The following is a 20,632-nucleotide window of genomic DNA, read 5'->3' on the forward strand; positions in this document are numbered from 1 at the left end:
TTTTGTGCGTAAGACATTAACTGTTTTTTTATACAGTATTTCTTGCAGATAAATTTGACTGTGCGATACTTGAGCGATAGCAAGTAAAGTGAGCAGAAAAATGGATACGATAGAAATTCGAGGCGCTAGAACCCACAATCTAAAGAATATTAATTTAACCATTCCCCGCGATAAACTGACCGTTATTACGGGTTTGTCAGGGTCGGGTAAATCATCACTAGCATTTGACACCCTCTACGCAGAAGGTCAGCGACGATATGTAGAATCATTATCCGCCTATGCCAGACAATTTCTATCCTTAATGGAAAAGCCAGATGTAGACCATATTGAAGGACTTTCCCCTGCAATATCTATAGAACAAAAATCCACCTCACATAACCCTCGTTCTACTGTTGGAACCATTACTGAAGTATACGATTACCTCCGACTACTCTACGCACGCGTTGGAGAACCTCGCTGCCCCATACACAAAGCACCACTGACCGCTCAAACGGTTAGTCAAATGGTTGATAAAGTCTTGGAGCTTCCCGAAGGTTCTAAAATGATGCTACTTTCACCTATTATTAAAGAACGTAAGGGTGAGCATACCAAAACGCTAGAAAACCTAGCAGCTCAAGGTTTCATTCGCGCGCGCATTGATGGGGAGACTTGTGATCTAACCGATCCACCAACATTAGAACTCCATAAAAAACACACTATAGAGGTTGTTGTCGATCGATTTAAAGTAAGAGATGATCTCCATCAAAGACTTGCAGAATCATTCGAAACCTCATTAGAGCTGTCTGGCGGTATTGCCGCAGTATGTTGGATGGATGACCAAAAGAAAAACGACATTATTTTTTCTGCAAACTTTGCCTGCCCACATTGTGGGTACAGCATGCAGGAACTGGAACCGAGATTATTCTCGTTCAATAATCCGGCGGGTGCTTGTGCAACATGTGATGGATTAGGTGTACAACAATACTTTGACCCAAGTCGAGTCATCCTAGATGATAATCTAAGCATTGCAGAAGGTGCGATTAAAGGCTGGGATCAAAAGAATTATTATTATTTTCAAATGCTGACATCCTTGGCCGATCATTACAACTTTGACCTATTTTCTCCATTTAAATCTTTATCTAAAAAAATTCAAGATACTATTTTAAAGGGGTCAGGAAAAACAGAAGTCGAATTTAAATATATCAATGATCGTGGAGATATCCGCGTTAAGCGACACCCATTTGAAGGGATACTTAATACATTAGAAAGACGTTATCGAGAAACCGAATCAAATACCGTTCGAGAAGATTTAACCAAGTATATCTCTACAAAGTCTTGTACTAGTTGTGATGGCACTCGTTTGAGAACTGAAGCAAGAAATGTTTTTCTTGAGGATACACCATTACCCGATATCGTTGAAATGAGCATCGGTGATGCAATAACGTTTTTTGAAAGTCTTTCTTTATCTGGGCAAAAAGCGCAGATAGCTGAAAAAGTAATGAAAGAGATTAATGACCGATTACAATTTTTGGTCAATGTGGGTCTCAACTACCTTAATCTATCACGAAGCGCTGAAACGCTTTCCGGTGGTGAAGCTCAAAGGATTAGGCTCGCAAGCCAAATTGGTGCGGGATTAGTAGGTGTCATGTATGTACTTGATGAGCCGTCAATTGGCTTACACCAGCGTGATAATGAACGCTTACTAAAAACACTCACCCATCTACGGGATTTAGGTAATACAGTACTCGTCGTAGAGCATGATGAAGAAGCTATTCGCGCCGCCGACCATGTTATTGACATCGGTCCTGGGGCTGGAATTCACGGTGGTAGAGTCGTCGCAGAAGGAACAATGCAACAAATTCTTGATAGCCCTGAATCCCTCACTGGTCAATACTTAAGCGGTGTAAAAGAGATCAGTATTCCGAAAAAAAGAACGCCTAGAAACGCAAAAAAAACCGTCGAGTTAATTGGTGCAACGGGAAATAACCTAAAAGATATAACCTTTTCTCTACCGGTCGGGTTATTTACTTGTATAACCGGTGTATCGGGTTCAGGAAAATCAACTCTAATTAATGACACCTTCTACAAAATTGCTCAGACCCAGCTAAACGGTGCAACAACCGCGGTGCCAGCCCCTTATAAGAAAATAAAAGGCCTAGAGCACTTCGATAAAGTCATCGATATTGATCAAAGCCCAATAGGCCGAACACCTCGCTCAAACCCAGCCACTTACACTGGGATTTTCACTCCAATTCGAGAACTATTCGCTGGTACACAAGAATCTCGTTCGCGAGGTTATAAGCCAGGGCGATTCAGTTTTAACGTACGCGGAGGCCGATGTGAAGCCTGTCAAGGTGATGGTGTTATTAAGGTTGAAATGCACTTCTTACCTGATATATATGTGCCATGTGATGTTTGCAAAGGCAAACGCTACAACCGTGAAACCTTGGAAGTAAGGTACAAGGGGAAATCTATCGATGAAGTGCTGCAAATGACGGTAGAGAATGCCAGAGAATATTTTGCCCCAGTGCCAGTGATTGCACGAAAACTACAAACACTGATGGATGTGGGATTATCTTATATACGACTAGGTCAAGCTGCTACAACGCTTTCTGGTGGCGAAGCACAACGTGTAAAACTTGCAAAAGAGCTCTCTAAACGCGACACGGGCCAAACACTATACATCTTGGATGAACCTACAACAGGCCTACACTTCCACGATATTCAACAACTATTAACTGTACTGCATAGGTTAAGAGATCATGGTAATACCGTTGTGGTTATTGAGCATAATTTAGATGTGGTCAAAACGGCTGATTGGGTAATTGATCTTGGGCCTGAAGGTGGCAATGGTGGTGGTAAAATTATAGCTGAAGGTACACCAGAAGAAGTCGCTAAGGTGAAAGGGTCTCATACAGCACGGTTTTTGAAACCCATGCTAAAATCTAAAAAATAGTCCAGAACAAATATGTGATTTTGAACATCACCCGCGTTAAAAACAATAGACTCTAGGTAGTCTTAAAAAAAAAAGGTACAGTAGAAAAGCGAGCGAAGCTCGCTTTTTATTTAGGGATCCAATAATGGCTATCATTCACCTTAGTGGGACAAGACTCGCTCCTCAGAAAGCTAAGGCGCCGCTTAACCGCACATTTATGTTCACAATTGGCTTTGTCTTTATCATCGCCATGCACATTTATATCCCAAATTCAGATGGTATAGGGTTAGCTCTCCCATTCAATATCCTTATTTGGGCTTGCCTTGGATTAATCATTGCCATTGGCTTTTACCATATTGCTAGCACAAAACGGATTCGCTACACCAAGTTAACTATTGTCCTATTGATCTGTTGTCTCATACTGACATTACCTGTTTTTTATCCAATAGCTAATCTCTGGGTCCTTACACTACCTCGGCTCGCCAGTCTTTGGTCGGGATGGCTATTTTTCGTCGTATTGCAGCAATTTAATCTCAGTAATCTCCATAAACAACGTTTACTTTGGTTTATTGTCATCGCCGCCATAATCGAAGTGATACTTGGTTATGTTCAGTTTTTTAACTTATTACCTAAGGAACTGCTTGGTTCTAACACGTTCACTCAAATGCCTTTCGGTATTTTCCAAGACCCCAGTGTCATGGTTAGTTTCATATCTACTGGTCTCGTTATCTCTGGGTATTTACTTGCGAGACAACAAAGAAAGTATGGTCAAAAAGTAAGCCGAACACTGTTTCTTTACTTGGTACCTCTGATCACTGCGCCTCTAATTATCATTCTTGCACGCGAATTAGAATGGATAGGTACGGCATTCGGTTTTGTTATTATTGCAACCTATTTGTATCGATTCTCAACACCACAAAGATTCAGCGGTTGGATATCATCATCAGTGGCTGGAATAGGGTTTGGTTTGATACTTATTTCCGCCAATAGCGTTGACGCGCAGTCCTTTCAAAAACAACAAATAGAGAGATCTACGTTATTTCCACAAGCGATAGATATGCTCATAGAAAAACCTTTTACTGGATACGGGTATGGACGATTTGAGCCCGAATATATTTTGTATTCTGCGAGACAACATCAATTAAACGCCGATTACCCGGTAGGATACTCATCTGTCGAGCATCCATTAAATGAAACTCTTTATTGGGGAATAGAAGGAGGGCTGATTCCAATTGTGGGTATTTTCCTTGCGATGATAATGGTGCTGTTCAAAATATACTCTGCACGTAGAGGAACTCGATTAGCCATATTTAGCCTATTTATACCTATAGTGTTGCATAGCCAGATGGGCGCACCTTTTTATCATTCCGCTATTCACTGGTTGGTTTTCATCATACTTTTATATTGGATCGATCAAAGAACCTCAAAATACAAAATCCACTCTATTTCTAAGGTTACCAAGGTTCTGATAAGAAGCACTAGCTTTGTTGTTCCAACGATCACATCTGCTTATATGCTGATGGCATTACAAACAAACATGACATTGTTTAGGTTTGAACACTCTTTTCCAAAAGACTCAAGAATTCTGACACAAACCGCCTATCCCATATCGCAACAATTGCGCTACGAGTGGAATCTATACAGTGCCTCTCTTAAGCAGGGATTATTAACTGATGATGCGCTTGCCATCAAACAATACATAGTCTGGGCTTTACAAGCTATTAGACAAAAACCTCAAGAACTATATTACAGCAATCTGATCATGGCCTATTTAGGTTTAGGTGAAATAAGCAAAGCAAATCAAATACGTTCAGAAGCCAGTTTCTTGTTTCCAAATCATGATTTTTCGACTATAGACATAGAGCCTATTGTTGTAGGTGAAGAACTCAACCAAAATACTGAGAAGAATGTGATTGAAGAGGAGAGCATTTCAGTTGACTTTGATACCGAAAAAAAAGAGGGGACGACTAAAAAGTAGAGTGGTACAAACCACCCTACTTACGAGTTTATTGGTGTAAAGTCTCGTCTAATGCTTTTAGACATAGAGCCACGTTTTCATTTCTCGAGGCATATCCCATCAATCCGATACGCCATGTCTTTCCAGCTAATGCTCCCAAACCGGCACCTATTTCTAAGTTATACTCATTCAGTAACGTTGCTCTAACTGCGCCATCGTCTACCCCTTCAGGTATATATACGGCGTTGAGTTGTGGCAGTCGATAATCTTCATCTACTACAAATTGAATCCCCATTAACTCTAAACCATTCTTCAATTTTTCATGCATGGCCTGATGCCGTTTCCATGCATTTTCTAATCCTTCATTTTTTAGTAACAACAAGGCTTCATGTAGTGCATAAAGGCTATTTACAGGTGCGGTGTGATGATAACTACGTTTACCTTCACCACTCCAGTAACCCAAAACTAAACTTTGATCTAAAAACCAACTCTGCACAGGTGACTTTCTATTTTGAATGCGCTGAATAGCCGCTGCAGAAAAAGTCAAAGGAGATAGACCAGGCACACAGGACAGACATTTTTGACTACCAGAATACACCGCATCTAATCCCCATTCGTCTACTTTCAACGGCACGCCTCCAAGCGAAGTCACCGCATCAACAATGGTCAAGACCCCTCGCTCTTGCGCTAAAGAAGCCAAAGCTTGTGCGTCACTGAGAGCGCCTGTAGAGGTTTCAGCATGTACGAAGGCTAAAATTTTTGCATCAGGGTTAGCGTCAAGGGCATCTCTTACTTTTCTAACATCAACAGGTTCGCCCCATTCATTATCAACCACGACAGCTTCACCACCGCAGCGGATGACATTCTCACGCATCCTTTCACCAAACACACCATTTCGGCATACAACCACTTTATCACCAGCTTCTACTAGGTTGACAAAACAAGCTTCCATACCAGCACTGCCCGGTGCAGATACCGCAATAGTAAACGTGTTCTCTGTTTGGAAAGCGTATTTAAGAAGCTGTTTTAGTTCATCCATCATATTGATGAATAATGGGTCAAGATGCCCTATCGTTGGACGGCTCAACGCTTGCAAAACTTGCGGTGAAATATCTGAAGGACCGGGCCCCATTAATGTTCTATGAGGAGGTATAAAGCTCTGTATCGTCATAATTATTCCTTTTATAAGACGTGTAGGGTATTAAAGACTAACTCATAATTCATCATCCAACAATTCGACTCTAGTATAGAGGTCAAACCACTTGATAAAGAACCGTTTGTAAGTTGTATAAATACTGGGCAAATATTCGTTTTAACAATTGACATTTAGACGTCAACATCGTTCAATGAATAGGTCTGGATTTTTTGAACTTGATTTAGATAATTCGCTTTATAGCAGAAGAGGAGCATTGCCCAGGCAGGTGTTTTGTGGAGCCTTAACTCCGAGACAAAGCATTCAGGGGGAGCAGTGCCGAGATGACACTTCATTGAGTGTGAATGATCATCGGTTGAGTAGGCTGAATCCTACCAATTGTCACCAACCTTGTTTGGTGAAGAGCTTCTGAGGTCCGCATCCATGTCTAATGCTTTTCCTCTGCTCTAGTAATCTCTCTTCAATATAACAAAAATAGAAATACTGTTAATTTGAATACATACAGGGAGAAATGCCGTGAGCGCATTCAATGTAGCAAAATTTGGTGGCACAAGCGTTGCCAGCTTTGAAGCCATGAGCCGTTGTGCTGAGATAATCGAGAATAATCCAAACACAAAACTTATCGTCATTAGTGCTTGCTCTGGTGTGACAAATTTGTTGGTTGAGTTGGCAAATGGTGTTCAAGACGAACAACGTCGTCGTATTGTCATTGAACAACTTGAAGATATCCATTATGCCATTATTGACAAACTCGCCGACCCTTTAGAAACAGAACAAGCCGTCGCCTCTTTATTAAAGAGCGTGGCATCGGCTGCTGAAGCCGCATCATTCCAAAGTAGCGATAAGCTCACAGACCACATGGTTGCTTATGGCGAACGGATGTCAACCCACTTGCTTACTCAAATACTAAGAGAGCGAGGTCTAAATGCTGCACGTTTTAACATTCGCGATATAATGAGAACCAACAGCGTTTACGGAAAAGCAGAACCTGAATTAGATTCGGTTGCCAGCTTAGCACAAAAAAAACTCATCCCTTTATGTCGCGATTATGTTGTCGTTACACAAGGCTTTATTGGCGCTGATATAGATGGTAATACGACGACATTTGGTCGTGGTGGCAGTGACTATAGTGCCGCATTAATCGCGGAATCTGTTGAAGCCTCAGGCCTAGAGATATGGACCGATGTTCCTGGTATTTACACGACAGACCCACGCATAGTAGCGAAGGCTGCACCCATCCCTGAAATTAGTTTCAGCGAAGCCTCCGAAATGGCAAACTTCGGAGCCAAAATACTACACCCATCAACATTAGTTCCCGCTTTACGCCATGGTATTCCCGTGTTCGTAGGCTCGTCTAAAGAACCAGAAAAAGGAGGAACGTGGATCAGACAAGAAGTTAGAAGTTCACCGCTGTTTAGAGCGTTAGCATTACGCGGAAACCAAACCATGGTAACGCTGCGTAGTCCGAATATGTTTCAAGCGTATGGATTTTTAGCCGACGTGTTTAAAATTCTAGCGAAGTATAAGATTTCCGTTGATCTGATCACTACGTCAGAAGTAAGTGTATCGCTTACCCTTGACCAAACGAACACCTCTGGTGGCGCGCCAGAACTACCTAGTGACGCTCAAAAAGAACTTGAAGAACTTTGTACTGTAGAAGTTGAACAAAACCTCTGTTTGGTCGCACTTATTGGCAACAATATGAGTGAATGTAAAGGTTACGCAAAAAAAGTATTCAGTACGCTAGAAGACTTCAATCTGCGTATGATTTGCTATGGTGCTAGTCCGCACAATTTGTGTTTCTTAGTACGCTCAGTCGATTCCCGTCGAGCCGTTCAGGATCTACATAGAGAATTATTCGAACTACGCGAGTAATGGACTTCGAATAAAAAAGGCTTGGTATCTTTAGCCAAGCCTTTTTATTCACCGTTATTTATCTTCTTTCATGCCGTCAAAGACGGTTATTTTCGCCTAGCAATAGCTTTCACTACTAGCCGATGTTAGGGCCTAACCACTTTTCAGCATCAAGAATATTCCAACCTTTACGCTCTGCATAATCTTCAACCTGATCTTGTTGTATCTGAGCAACAGCAAAAAATCGCGAATCAGGGTGTGAAAAATACCAACCAGAAACTGAAGCTCCAGGCCACATTGCATAACTGGACGTCAAAGACATACCAATCGCTTCTTCAACATTAAGAAGCTCCCATAGAGCACCTTTTTCTGTATGCTCAGGACAAGCTGGGTAACCAGGTGCAGGCCTAATACCTTGGTATTTCTCTCTAATAAGATCTTCGTTGGATAATGTCTCCTCGGGAGAGTAACCCCAAACCTCTTTACGCACTTTTTCATGCAAACATTCAGCAAACGCTTCTGCTAATCGATCGGCCACAGCCTGAACCATGATTGCATTGTAGTCATCACCATCCGCTTTAAACTTATCGGCCAGTTCGCGCTCACCAATACCACCTGTAACCGCAAACCCTCCAATCCAATCCTTTTTACCACTAGATTTGGGGGCAATATAGTCACTCAAACAATAGTTAAAGCCTTTAGGCTTTTCTGTCTGCTGACGTAAATTGTGTAGTACTTTAGCAACTTGAGTACGTGATTCATCCGTATACACTTCGATATCGTCACCAATACTTGCGGCAGGAAGTAAAGCACAAATGCCACTTGCTTTAAGTAAGCCTTCGCGTTCTATTTTGTCCAACCATTCATTCGCATCATCAAATAACCTTTTCGCCTCTTCACCGACTTCTTCATGTTCAAAAATCTTAGGGTACTTACCCATAAGCGTCCATGTCATAAAGAAAGGAGTCCAATCTATATAACGTCTCAAGCTGGCTACATCAAAATTTTCAAAAACGTGCACGCCTATTTTTTCAGGTTCTGGAGGGGTATAATTCTGCCAGTCAATCACAACTTTATTGTCTCTTGCTCTTTGCAATGAAACAGGCTTTGTACGAGGTTTTTTACGATTATGTTGATCTCGAACTTTGACATAGTCTTGTTCAACTTTTTCGACAAACGCTGGACGCAATTCATCCGAAAGTAATGATGAGCAAACACCAACAGCACGCGAAGCATTATTTACGTAAACAACTGGATGGCTATAATTCTGTTCAATCTTGACAGCAGTATGGGCTTTCGATGTCGTCGCGCCACCGATTAGAAGTGGAAGATCGAATCCCTGTCGTTCCATCTCTTTGGCTACATGCACCATTTCATCTAGCGAGGGAGTAATCAAGCCAGACAAACCAATAATATCGACCTTCTCTTCCTTAGCCACCTTGAGAATTTTTTCGCAAGAAACCATTACACCAAGGTCAATTATCTCGTAGTTATTACACTGTAAAACAACACCCACAATATTCTTACCGATATCGTGTACATCACCTTTAACTGTCGCAAGCAGGATTTTTCCGTTTGCGCGACTCTCTTCTTTCGAGGCATTAATGAAGGGCTCTAAATGAGCGACAGCTTGCTTCATTACCCGCGCAGATTTAACCACTTGCGGCAAAAACATTTTCCCTTCACCAAACAAATCACCAACTACATTCATGCCATCCATTAAAGGGCCTTCAATGACGTGCAGTGGCTTAGAAGCATTTACTCTTGCCTGTTCTGTATCTTCGACGATAAATTCTGTAATACCCTTAACGAGAGAATGCTCTAACCTTTTCTCTACAGGCCAACTTCGCCATTCTTGAGTAGACGAATCGTCTTCTTTACCCACGGCATTACCACGATACTCATTGGCAATGTCGAGAAGATTTTCTGTTCCCTTATCCGTTCTATTTAGAATGACATCTTCAACTGCATTACGTAGCTTTTCCGGTACGTTGTCATATATTTCCAATTGCCCAGCATTAACAATACCCATATCCATACCATTTTTAAAACAGTGGTACAGGAACACGGCGTGTATTGCTTCACGCACATAATTGTTTCCTCTAAAGGAAAAGGATACGTTAGAAACACCACCAGATATCATTGCGTATGGAAGATCGCGTTTGATATCCGCTACTGCATTAATAAAGTCTAATGCATAATTATTATGTTCATCGATACCTGTCGCAACTGCAAAAATATTTGGGTCAAAAATAATGTCTTCTGGTGGAAAACCGACTTCATCAACGAGAACATGATATGCCTCAGTACAGATTTGTAACTTGCGTTCACGTGTATCAGCTTGTCCTATTTCGTCAAAAGCCATGACAATAACAGCCGCTCCGTAACGACGGATAAGCTTAGCCTGATGGATAAATTTTTCTTTTCCTTCTTTCAGGGAAATTGAGTTAACAATACCTTTACCCTGAATACACTTCAGACCGGCCTCTATTACCTCCCATTTTGACGAATCCACCATGATAGGAACTTTAGATATTTCTGGTTCCGTCGCGCAAAGATTAAGAAAACGCACCATACACGCTTCAGAATCAAGCATCCCCTCATCCATATTAATATCGATGACCTGCGCACCACTTTCAACTTGTTGACGCGCAACGTCTAAGGCTTCATCGTAAAGCTCATCTTTGATAAGGCGCTTGAATCGAGCAGAACCTGTCACATTGGTTCGTTCTCCCACATTGACAAACAGTGTGCCTTTGTCAATGGTTACTGGCTCTAAGCCAGAAAGACGACAGGCCTTGGGGATGTCTGGCAATTGTCGAGGTTTAACCCCTTCCACCGCTAATGCCATCTGACGAATGTGTTCAGGCGTCGTCCCACAACAGCCTCCAACCATGTTTACATAGCCGCTTTCAGCCCACTCAATAATATGTTCCGCCATATCCTCTGGCGAAAGATCATATTCACCAAACGCATTAGGTAATCCTGCATTAGGGTGAACTGAAACATAGGTTTCAGAAATTCTAGACATCTCTACGACATACTGCCTAAGTTCGTCGGGCCCTAGAGCACAATTAAGGCCAAATGAGATCGGATTTACATGACGAAGCGCATTATAAAATGCCTCCGTCGTTTGACCTGAAAGCGTACGACCAGACGCATCAGTGATTGTTCCGGAGATCATTACCGGTAACGTGATATCCAGTTCTTCAAATACCGTATCGACAGCAAACGCACACGCTTTTGCATTAAGCGTATCAAATATAGTTTCGATTAGTATTAGATCTGAACCACCTCGTATAAGGGCTTTCGTCGATTCTGAGTATGCTTCTACTAGTTCATCGAAGCTGACATTACGAAACCCTGGATCATTCACATCAGGAGAAATTGAACACGTACGGTTAGTCGGCCCTAATACTCCGGCAACAAAGCGAGGCTTATTCGGTGTTTTCGTTGTCCACTCATCCGCAACCACTCTAGCCAGTTGTGCGGCCTGATAATTAATCTCTTCACTCAGGCCTTCCATGTCATAGTCAGCCATTGCGATAGTAGTCGCATTAAACGTGTTCGTTTCTAGAATATCAGCACCCGCCTCTAAATAAGCGGAATGGATATCTTTAATCAAGTCGGGCTGGCTCAAGACTAGAAGGTCGTTATTTCCTTTTAGATCTGAGTGCCAGCTAGCGAATCGCTCTCCACGATAATCTTCTTCTTCAAGTTTATATCCTTGAATCATGGTGCCCATGCCACCATCGATTAGCAAAATTCGCTTCTTTAGCTGATTCTCTATCATTTCTTTTACATTACTTCCAGACACTTTAAGCCTCAATCCTTTTTAACTTTATATCCATCCTATCACACAATAGGGAGAAATCTAGACGTCTAGACGGTTTATAATTGGAATTTTTATCGCCCAATGTGCGTACGGTAATTTTTGATTATTCGTATTGATAAAGTTCGCTTTTCAACCGAAAATGGTGTCACAGAATAAAACTTTTGGGAAATTCGATGTACGTATACAACACTCTCTGTTTTTTGGCCGCCGCCGCAATGGCGATAGCCTTCGTCAATTCCAAAGTTGGTAAGCTTCAAACCACCATAGCTATTACTGCTGGTGCTCTCGTTCTTTCTATGATTATGATTATAGCAGGCCAAAATGGTTGGTTTTCACTAAATGAAGTCGCGGCAAATACAATAGACTCGATTAATTTTGAAGATTTCCTCTTAAAAGGTGTGTTGGGGTTTCTACTTTTTGCTGGCGGGTTAGGTATAAACCTAACCAATATGAAAGATCAAAAATGGGAGATAACCCTACTTGCCTTAGGCGCGACTCTCGTCTCAACCTTCTTAATCGGTGCCGTATTATTTGCGATAGTAAACTGGGCCTTAGGCATGCCGTTTGCTTTGGTCTACTGTCTTTTATTTGGCGCCTTAATCTCCCCTACTGACCCCATCGCCGTGCTTGCCATCGTGAAGAAGCTCGATGCGCCTAAACGTATATCAACACAAATCGAAGGCGAGTCGCTATTTAATGATGGCTTCGGTTTAGTCATCTTTGTTACTCTTTTTACTATCGCCTTTGGCACCGAGACACCTACTGTCGGTTCCGTATCGTTGTTATTCTTACATGAAGCGGTTGGGGGAATCGTGTATGGTGCGGCATTAGGACTGCTATTCCATTATCTTATAAGCTCAACAGATGACCATTCGATGGAGCTTCTTTTAACCTTGGGCATACCGACTGCTGGTTATGTATTCTCTCAAGTAATCGAGGTTTCTGGCCCTTTAGCGATGGTAGTTTCTGGTATTATGATTGGTAACTGGACTCGTTACACAGGGTTCTCAAAAGAGAGCGAGCAACACCTAGACCACTTTTGGGAACTGATCGACGAGTTCCTCAATGGATTGCTTTTCCTACTTATCGGCTTGTCTATGCTTACCTTTGAATTTCATTCCGAAGATTGGATTATCATGCTTATCTCAATACCATTGGTATTAGCAGCTCGCTATATCAGTGTCCTTTTTTCGTACCAAGTATTTAATCGATTCAGAGCATACAACCCATGGTCAGTAAGGATTCTTACATGGGGCGGATTGCGGGGCGGACTTGCGCTTGCCATGGCCATGGCAATCCCTGCGGGGATAATGGTTGTTCCTGAGAAAAACATTGATGTTCGAGAAATATTACTCGTAATGACGTATTCGGTAGTTGTATTTTCGATCTTAATCCAGGGTTCTACTATTACGCCACTCATTAATCGCGCAAAAGCTTGGGAAAAAAAAGAATCTGTTGAACCGGAAACCGAATCGTTGTCTTCAGAAGAAAAACAATAACTTGTTGCGATTGATTTGATGATAATGGGTAGCGTTTATTACTTATAAAACACTACCCATAATTTTTCATCATTCCCCTTAATACGAGAATATGTTTAACGTCAAATATCCATACTTAGAGGATAATTAAATTCAATAACCATACATGGTCACTATGAATTAAGACCACTATTACTCGTCGTCCTTCGTGAAATTTTCCTCAGAGAAATGCTCCAAATCATACGGTGTTTGCTGATAAACACAGTAGTTTAACCAATTCGAAAACAATAGGTGCCCGTGGCTACGCCAACTCGCTATAGGATCATTGTCCGGATTATCTTTCGGATAGTAATTAAGGGGGACAGTCGGTTCCATTCCTTCACCTAAATCACGGACATATTCATTATGTAATGTGTGGGACTCGTACTCTGGGTGACCCGTTACGAAAACATTACGTTTATCTTTTGTCGCCGCTAAGTAAACCCCTGCAAGGTCCGAAACAGCTAGTATGTCTAGATCAGTATGTTCCTCTAAGTACTCAGCGGAGAAATCTGCATAACGTGAATGTGGTGCCAGGAAGCTATCATCGAAGCCTCTTAAAAGTGGGTGATACTTCTGTTGTATCTTATGAAAATACACACCAGAAAGTTTTTCCTTGCGCGTTTTCTTAGGCAATTCATAAAGTAACTTCAACCCTGCTTGGGCTGCCCAACAAACAAAAAGAGTCGATGTAACGTGCTTACGCGCCCATTGCATGATCGTTTCTAGATGATCCCAATAAATAACATCTTCAAACTGGACTAGACCCAGAGGAGCTCCCGTTATGATCAGACCATCATAGTTCTTTTCTTTCACAGTATTGAACTGGCGATAAAAATCATCCAGATGTTCTGTAGGTGTATTTTTACTCGGCCGGTCATCAATACGCAGCAATTCAACATCTATCTGTAATGGGCTATTCGAAAGAAGCCTTAAAAATTGTGTTTCTGTCTCTATTTTTTTTGGCATTAAATTAAGAATAAGTACTTTTAACGGCCTGATCTCTTGCGTTGAGGCGCGAGACATTGGCATTACGAAGATATTTTCTTTCTTTAATACATCTGATGCTGGCAGTTTATCTGGGATCCGTATCGGCAAGGCTCTTTCCTTAAGCTATCTAGACGTCTATATAGCTAGCCTAATTCAAAATGTAAAATTTGTCGAGAAAGAATTATTTTTGTCAGTCATACTACAAGTTACTCAACTGAGCGTTCAATCCACAAATTGCTCTAATGACGTACTACTAATTTGTAACCAATTCTACCGACCACTCAAGACATCGCTATACGCTTAGCAATGGGCCTTTCTGGCCATTGATGTCAGCTCCATGGCAACCATATTGTCGTTCAGGTAACTTTCCTTATCCCTATTGAGCTTAAAGCGCAAAAAAGCCTCAGCATTTCTGCTGAGGCTTCTGAACTTTTTGTGTAAGAACTGGCGGAGTGGACGGGACTCCCTTTCCGTTTACAACCACGCACCCCCTGGCGTGACAGGCCGGCTTCCCCTAACAAAAAGCAACCAACTGAGCGGCCACACCACAGGGTATTCCTTTCTTCTATAAACGCAAAAAAGCCTCAGCATTTCTGCTGAGGCTTCTGAACTTTTTTTGTAAGAACTGGCGGAGTGGACGGGACTCCCTTTCCGTTTACAACCACGCGCCCCCTGGCGTGACAGGCCGGCTTCCCCTAACAAAAAGCAACCAACTGAGCGGCCACACCAAAGGGTATTCCTTTCTTCTATAAACGCAAAAAAGCCTCAGCATTTCTGCTGAGGCTTCTGAACTTTCTTGTAAGAACTGGCGGAGTGGACGGGACTCGAACCCGCGACCCCCGGCGTGACAGGCCGGTATTCTAACCAACTGAACTACCACTCCACATGGTATTCTTACGACAATCGAAGTCTTATAAAACTTAGCTTTGATTGTTTTTGCCTTATCTTTCCTAAAAAAGATAAAACGATATTAAAGCCTGGCGATGTCCTACTCTCACATGGGGAGACCCCACACTACCATCGGCGCTATTGCGTTTCACTTCTGAGTTCGGCATGGAATCAGGTGGGTCCACAACGCTATGGTCGCCAAGCAAATTTGGTAAAGCTTCCTAATAACTTAGAAAACTTTAATAATCTGGATTACTGACCTAAATAAAAGTTCACACACATTCAATGTTCTTACATTGAGTCCACAAAACCCCTTGGGTGTTGTATGGTTAAGCCTCACGGGCAATTAGTACAGGTTAGCTCAACGCCTCACAACGCTTACACACCCTGCCTATCAACGTTCTAGTCTCGAACAACCCTTTAGGACACGTAAAGTGCCAGGGAAGACTCATCTCAAGGCTCGCTTCGCGCTTAGATGCTTTCAGCGCTTATCGATTCCGAACTTAGCTACCGGGCAATGCCATTGGCATGACAACCCGAACACCAGTGGTTCGTCCACTCCGGTCCTCTCGTACTAGGAGCAGCCCCTTTCAATCTTCCAACGCCCACGGCAGATAGGGACCGAACTGTCTCACGACGTTCTAAACCCAGCTCGCGTACCACTTTAAATGGCGAACAGCCATACCCTTGGGACCGACTTCAGCCCCAGGATGTGATGAGCCGACATCGAGGTGCCAAACACCGCCGTCGATATGAACTCTTGGGCGGTATCAGCCTGTTATCCCCGGAGTACCTTTTATCCGTTGAGCGATGGCCCTTCCATTCAGAACCACCGGATCACTATGACCTGCTTTCGCACCTGCTCGAATTGTCATTCTCGCAGTCAAGCGGGCTTATGCCATTGCACTAACCACACGATGTCCAACCGTGTTTAGCCCACCTTCGTGCTCCTCCGTTACTCTTTGGGAGGAGACCGCCCCAGTCAAACTACCCACCAGGCACTGTCCGCAACCCCGATAAGGGGCCTACGTTAGAACATCAAGCATACAAGGGTGGTATTTCAAGGTCGACTCCACTCCATCTAGCGACGAAGTTTCAAAGTCTCCCACCTATCCTACACATGTAGGGTCAATGTTCAGTGCCAAGCTGTAGTAAAGGTTCACGGGGTCTTTCCGTCTAGCCGCGGGTACACTGCATCTTCACAGCGATTTCAATTTCACTGAGTCTCGGGTGGAGACAGCGTGGCCATCATTACGCCATTCGTGCAGGTCGGAACTTACCCGACAAGGAATTTCGCTACCTTAGGACCGTTATAGTTACGGCCGCCGTTTACCGGGGCTTCGATCAAGAGCTTCGTCCGAAGACTAACCCCATCAATTAACCTTCCGGCACCGGGCAGGCGTCACACCGTATACGTCATCTTACGATTTTGCACAGTGCTGTGTTTTTAATAAACAGTTGCAGCCACCTGGTATCTGCGACTCCCGATAGCTCCATCCGCAAGGGATTTCACCGTCAAGAGCGTACCTTCTCCCGAAGTTACGGTACCATTTTGCCTAGTTCCTTCACCCGAGTTCTCTCAAGCGCCTTGGTATTCTCTACCCGACCACCTGTGTCGGTTTGGGGTACGATTTCTTATAATCTGAAGCTTAGAGGCTTTTCCTGGAAGCATGGCATCAATGACTTCATCACCGTAGTGACTCGACATCGGGTCTCAGCCTAACAATTTCCCGGATTTACCTAAGAAATTAGCCTACACCCTTGAACCTGGACTACCATCGCCAGGCTCACCTAGCCTTCTCCGTCCCCCCATCGCAATTATAAGAAGTACGGGAATATTAACCCGTTTCCCATCGACTACGCCTTTCGGCCTCGCCTTAGGGGTCGACTTACCCTGCCCCGATTAACGTTGGACAGGAACCCTTGGTCTTCCGGCGTGGGAGTTTTTCACTCCCATTATCGTTACTCATGTCAGCATTCGCACTTCTGATACCTCCAGCAGACCTTACAGTCCACCTTCAACGGCTTACAGAACGCTCCCCTACCCAACATAATAAATTATGTTGCCGCAGCTTCGGTGTATAGCTTAGCCCCGTTACATCTTCCGCGCAGGCCGACTCGACCAGTGAGCTATTACGCTTTCTTTAAATGATGGCTGCTTCTAAGCCAACATCCTGGCTGTCTGAGCCTTCCCACATCGTTTCCCACTTAGCTATACTTTGGGACCTTAGCTGGCGGTCTGGGTTGTTTCCCTCTCCACGACGGACGTTAGCACCCGCCGTGTGTCTCCCGGATATTACTTACTGGTATTCGGAGTTTGCAAAGGGTTGGTAAGTCGGGATGACCCCCTAGCCTTAACAGTGCTCTACCCCCAGTAGTATTCGTCCGAGGCGCTACCTAAATAGCTTTCGGGGAGAACCAGCTATCTCCAGGTTTGATTGGCCTTTCACCCCTAGCCACAAGTCATCCGCTAATTTTTCAACATTAGTCGGTTCGGTCCTCCAGTTGATGTTACTCAACCTTCAACCTGCCCATGGCTAGATCACCTGGTTTCGGGTCTATACCTAGCAACTCGACGCCCAGTTAAGACTCGGTTTCCCTACGGCTCCCCTATACGGTTAACCTTGCTACTAAATATAAGTCGCTGACCCATTATACAAAAGGTACGCAGTCACAGGACGCAATGCCTGCTCCTACTGCTTGTACGTACACGGTTTCAGGTTCTATTTCACTCCCCTCACAGGGGTTCTTTTCGCCTTTCCCTCACGGTACTGGTTCACTATCGGTCAGTCAGTAGTATTTAGCCTTGGAGGATGGTCCCCCCATATTCAAACAGGATATCACGTGTCCCGCCTTACTCGTTTTCACTTAAAATGACGTGTCGGTTACAGGGCTATCACCTTGTATCGCGATACTTTCCAGAATCTTCACCTGCATCATTAAAAGCTTAAGGGCTAATCCAATTTCGCTCGCCGCTACTTTCGGAATCTCGGTTGATTTCTACTCCTCCGGGTACTTAGATGTTTCAGTTCCCCGGGTTTGCCTTATTAACCTATGTATTCAGTTAATAATACTAGCTTATGCTAGTGGGTTTCCCCATTCGGAAATCGTAGACTCAAGTGGCTTTTACTGCCTTATCTACGCTTATCGCAAGTTAATACGTCCTTCATCGCCTCTGACTGCCAAGGCATCCACCGTGTACGCTTAGTCACTTAACCATACAACCCCAAAGGGTTTCGCTTACGCGAAATAACAACGAATTGTTATTGTATTAGTAACCAAGGTTTCTATCGTTGCCTCATTATTTGAATGAGCGAGACAACATTTTCGATTTTGCCGGACTCAAATATTAAACAGTTAACCGAAGTTAGCTGTTTCCAAGAACACTTGAATGTGTGTTGGTTTGTTATCACCGAAGTGACAACAAGTACCTAAATCTAAAAGACTTAGGATTTGAGAACTTTTATTTTGATAAATAATAATCAATTATTTATCAGTCAGCTTTCCAAATTGTTAAAGAGCGAGATTTCATTCTACTTAAAGAAAAAAACCATTTTTAAACACTCTTATCTCAGTTGAGACAAAAACACTTAAAAATGGTGGAGCTATGCGGGATCGAACCGCAGACCTCTTCGCTGCCAGCGAAGCGCTCTCCCAGCTGAGCTATAGCCCCAATTTACTAGGAAGTACAATTCCTTTCTCTTTTAACTTCTAAACCTATGTCAATCTGTGTGGACACTCATCATGAGCAATCATCGTTTAAGGAGGTGATCCAGCCCCAGGTTCCCCTAGGGCTACCTTGTTACGACTTCACCCCAGTCATGAACCACAAAGTGGTAAGCGTCCCCCCGAAGGTTAAACTACCTACTTCTTTTGCAGCCCACTCCCATGGTGTGACGGGCGGTGTGTACAAGGCCCGGGAACGTATTCACCGTAGCATTCTGATCTACGATTACTAGCGATTCCGACTTCATGGAGTCGAGTTGCAGACTCCAATCCGGACTACGACGCACTTTTTGGGATTCGCTCACTATTGCTAGTTGGCTGCCCTCTGTATGCGCCATTGTAGCACGTGTGTAGCCCTACTCGTAAGGGCCATGATGACTTGACGTCGTCCCCACCTTCCTCCGGTTTATCACCGGCAGTCTCCCCAAAGTTCCCGACATAACTCGCTGGCAATTAAGGATAAGGGTTGCGCTCGTTGCGGGACTTAACCCAACATTTCACAACACGAGCTGACGACAGCCATGCAGCACCTGTCTCAGAGCTCCCGAAGGCACACCTGTGTCTCCACTGGCTTCTCTGGATGTCAAGAGTAGGTAAGGTTCTTCGCGTTGCATCGAATTAAACCACATGCTCCACCGCTTGTGCGGGCCCCCGTCAATTCATTTGAGTTTTAATCTTGCGACCGTACTCCCCAGGCGGTCTACTTAACGCGTTAGCTCCGAAAGCCACGGCTCAAGGCCACAACCTTCAAGTAGACATCGTTTACGGCGTGGACTACCAGGGTATCTAATCCTGTTTGCTCCCCACGCTTTCGCATCTGAGTGTCAGTATCTGTCCAGGGGGCCGCCTTCGCCACTGGTATTCCTTCAGATCTCTACGCATTTCACCGCTACACCTGAAATTCTACCCCCCTCTACAGTACTCTAGTTTGCCAGTTTCAAATGACCTTCCGGGGTTGAGCCCCGGGCTTTCACATCTGACTTAACAAACCACCTGCATGCGCTTTACGCCCAGTAATTCCGATTAACGCTCGCACCCTCCGTATTACCGCGGCTGCTGGCACGGAGTTAGCCGGTGCTTCTTCTGTAGCTAACGTCAAACAATAAGCGTATTAAACTTACTGCCTTCCTCACTACTGAAAGTACTTTACAACCCGAAGGCCTTCTTCATACACGCGGCATGGCTGCATCAGGCTTTCGCCCATTGTGCAATATTCCCCACTGCTGCCTCCCGTAGGAGTCTGGACCGTGTCTCAGTTCCAGTGTGGCTGATCATCCTCTCAGACCAGCTAGAGATCGTCGCCTTGGTGAGCCATTACCCCACCAACTAGCTAATCTCACTTAGGCTTATCCAATCGCGGAAGGCCCGAAGGTCCCCTCCTTTCCCCCGTAGGGCGTATGCGGTATTAGCTATCGTTTCCAATAGTTATCCCCCTCAACTGGGCAAATTCCTAAGCATTACTCACCCGTCCGCCGCTCGACGCCTATTAACGCTCCCGAAGGATTGTTAACATCGTTTCCGCTCGACTTGCATGTGTTAAGCCTGCCGCCAGCGTTCAATCTGAGCCATGATCAAACTCTTCAATTTAAGTTCTTTTTGGCTCAATGAATACTGACTTTAAATTGCCTTTTACTTTAGATAACCGAAGGTTAAATAGTAAAGTGTTCTTTAAAGTTCTATCACTCCAACAGAGTGATATTTAAATAACTGTGTTCGATACCCGAAAGCATCAAATTAGGTCACTCAGTTCATTGAAACCGTTGTTGATTTCGTGCCCTAAGGCAGAGAATCATCTTCG

Annotated in this window: 7 protein-coding genes, 2 tRNA genes, 3 rRNA genes and 1 riboswitch; of the genes, 4 read left to right on the plus strand and 8 right to left on the minus strand. The window is 43.8% G+C overall.

Annotation, left to right across the window (positions count from 1 at the left end):
- Positions 1-100: 100 nt before the first annotated feature.
- Positions 101-2,935: an excinuclease ABC subunit UvrA gene (gene uvrA, locus IUZ65_RS15010; RefSeq protein ID WP_195704485.1), complete on the plus strand. Its 2,835-nt coding sequence runs from the start codon at positions 101-103 to the stop codon at positions 2,933-2,935.
- 124 nt (positions 2,936-3,059) lie between these two features.
- Positions 3,060-4,892 (plus strand): PglL family O-oligosaccharyltransferase, encoded by a 1,833-nt coding sequence (locus IUZ65_RS15015; protein WP_195704486.1) that lies wholly within the window; start codon positions 3,060-3,062, stop codon positions 4,890-4,892.
- 28 nt (positions 4,893-4,920) lie between these two features.
- Here the strand turns inward: IUZ65_RS15015 and IUZ65_RS15020 are convergent, their stop codons facing one another.
- Complete coding sequence (locus IUZ65_RS15020) at positions 4,921-6,042, minus strand: pyridoxal-phosphate-dependent aminotransferase family protein (RefSeq protein ID WP_195704487.1); 1,122 nt, start codon at positions 6,040-6,042, stop codon at positions 4,921-4,923.
- A gap of 220 nt (positions 6,043-6,262) precedes the next feature.
- A riboswitch (Lysine riboswitch) is annotated at positions 6,263-6,440 on the plus strand.
- Positions 6,441-6,540: 100 nt separating this feature from the next.
- Here IUZ65_RS15020 and lysC point away from each other — a divergent pair.
- On the plus strand, positions 6,541-7,899 hold the full coding sequence (gene lysC, locus IUZ65_RS15025; RefSeq protein ID WP_195704488.1) for a lysine-sensitive aspartokinase 3: 1,359 nt from the start codon (positions 6,541-6,543) through the stop codon (positions 7,897-7,899).
- Between the two features lie 115 nt (positions 7,900-8,014).
- On the opposite strand, the gene metH is transcribed toward lysC, so the two are convergent.
- Positions 8,015-11,671, minus strand: a complete 3,657-nt coding sequence (gene metH, locus IUZ65_RS15030; protein ID WP_195705135.1) for a methionine synthase — start codon at positions 11,669-11,671, stop codon at positions 8,015-8,017.
- A gap of 215 nt (positions 11,672-11,886) precedes the next feature.
- Here metH and IUZ65_RS15035 point away from each other — a divergent pair, with 215 nt between their 5' ends.
- Entirely contained in the window at positions 11,887-13,212 is a 1,326-nt protein-coding gene (locus tag IUZ65_RS15035; RefSeq protein WP_195704489.1) for a cation:proton antiporter, read from the plus strand.
- A 171-nt stretch (positions 13,213-13,383) separates the two neighbouring features.
- Here the strand turns inward: IUZ65_RS15035 and metA are convergent, their stop codons facing one another.
- From metA to IUZ65_RS15065, 6 genes are all read right to left on the minus strand, one after another.
- Complete coding sequence (gene metA / locus IUZ65_RS15040) at positions 13,384-14,328, minus strand: homoserine O-acetyltransferase MetA (RefSeq protein WP_195704490.1); 945 nt, start codon at positions 14,326-14,328, stop codon at positions 13,384-13,386.
- Positions 14,329-15,026: 698 nt separating this feature from the next.
- Positions 15,027-15,103 (minus strand) — tRNA-Asp (locus tag IUZ65_RS15045).
- A 92-nt stretch (positions 15,104-15,195) separates the two neighbouring features.
- Positions 15,196-15,311: ribosomal RNA gene (rrf, locus tag IUZ65_RS15050) — 5S ribosomal RNA — on the minus strand.
- 122 nt (positions 15,312-15,433) lie between these two features.
- Positions 15,434-18,326 (minus strand): 23S ribosomal RNA (locus IUZ65_RS15055).
- Between the two features lie 379 nt (positions 18,327-18,705).
- Positions 18,706-18,781: transfer RNA gene (locus tag IUZ65_RS15060), tRNA-Ala, on the minus strand.
- Positions 18,782-18,868: 87 nt separating this feature from the next.
- Positions 18,869-20,421, minus strand: a 16S ribosomal RNA gene (locus tag IUZ65_RS15065).
- The 16S, 23S and 5S rRNA genes sit together here with 2 tRNA genes alongside, the layout of an rRNA operon.
- Positions 20,422-20,632 lie beyond the last annotated feature (211 nt).

This window comes from Vibrio sp. VB16 (assembly GCF_015594925.2).
Classification (GTDB): domain Bacteria; phylum Pseudomonadota; class Gammaproteobacteria; order Enterobacterales; family Vibrionaceae; genus Vibrio.

What these genes read in the sequence shown, in the direction of transcription:
- IUZ65_RS15035 (WP_195704489.1), top strand. Translation starts at nt 11,887, where the DNA reads ATGTACGTATACAACACTCTCTGTTTTTTGGCCGCCGCCGCAATGGCG.
- uvrA (WP_195704485.1), top strand. Translation starts at nt 101, where the DNA reads ATGGATACGATAGAAATTCGAGGCGCTAGAACCCACAATCTAAAGAAT.
- IUZ65_RS15015 (WP_195704486.1), top strand. Translation starts at nt 3,060, where the DNA reads ATGGCTATCATTCACCTTAGTGGGACAAGACTCGCTCCTCAGAAAGCT.
- IUZ65_RS15020 (WP_195704487.1), bottom strand. Translation starts at nt 6,042, where the DNA reads ATGACGATACAGAGCTTTATACCTCCTCATAGAACATTAATGGGGCCC.
- metH (WP_195705135.1), bottom strand. Translation starts at nt 11,671, where the DNA reads ATGATAGAGAATCAGCTAAAGAAGCGAATTTTGCTAATCGATGGTGGC.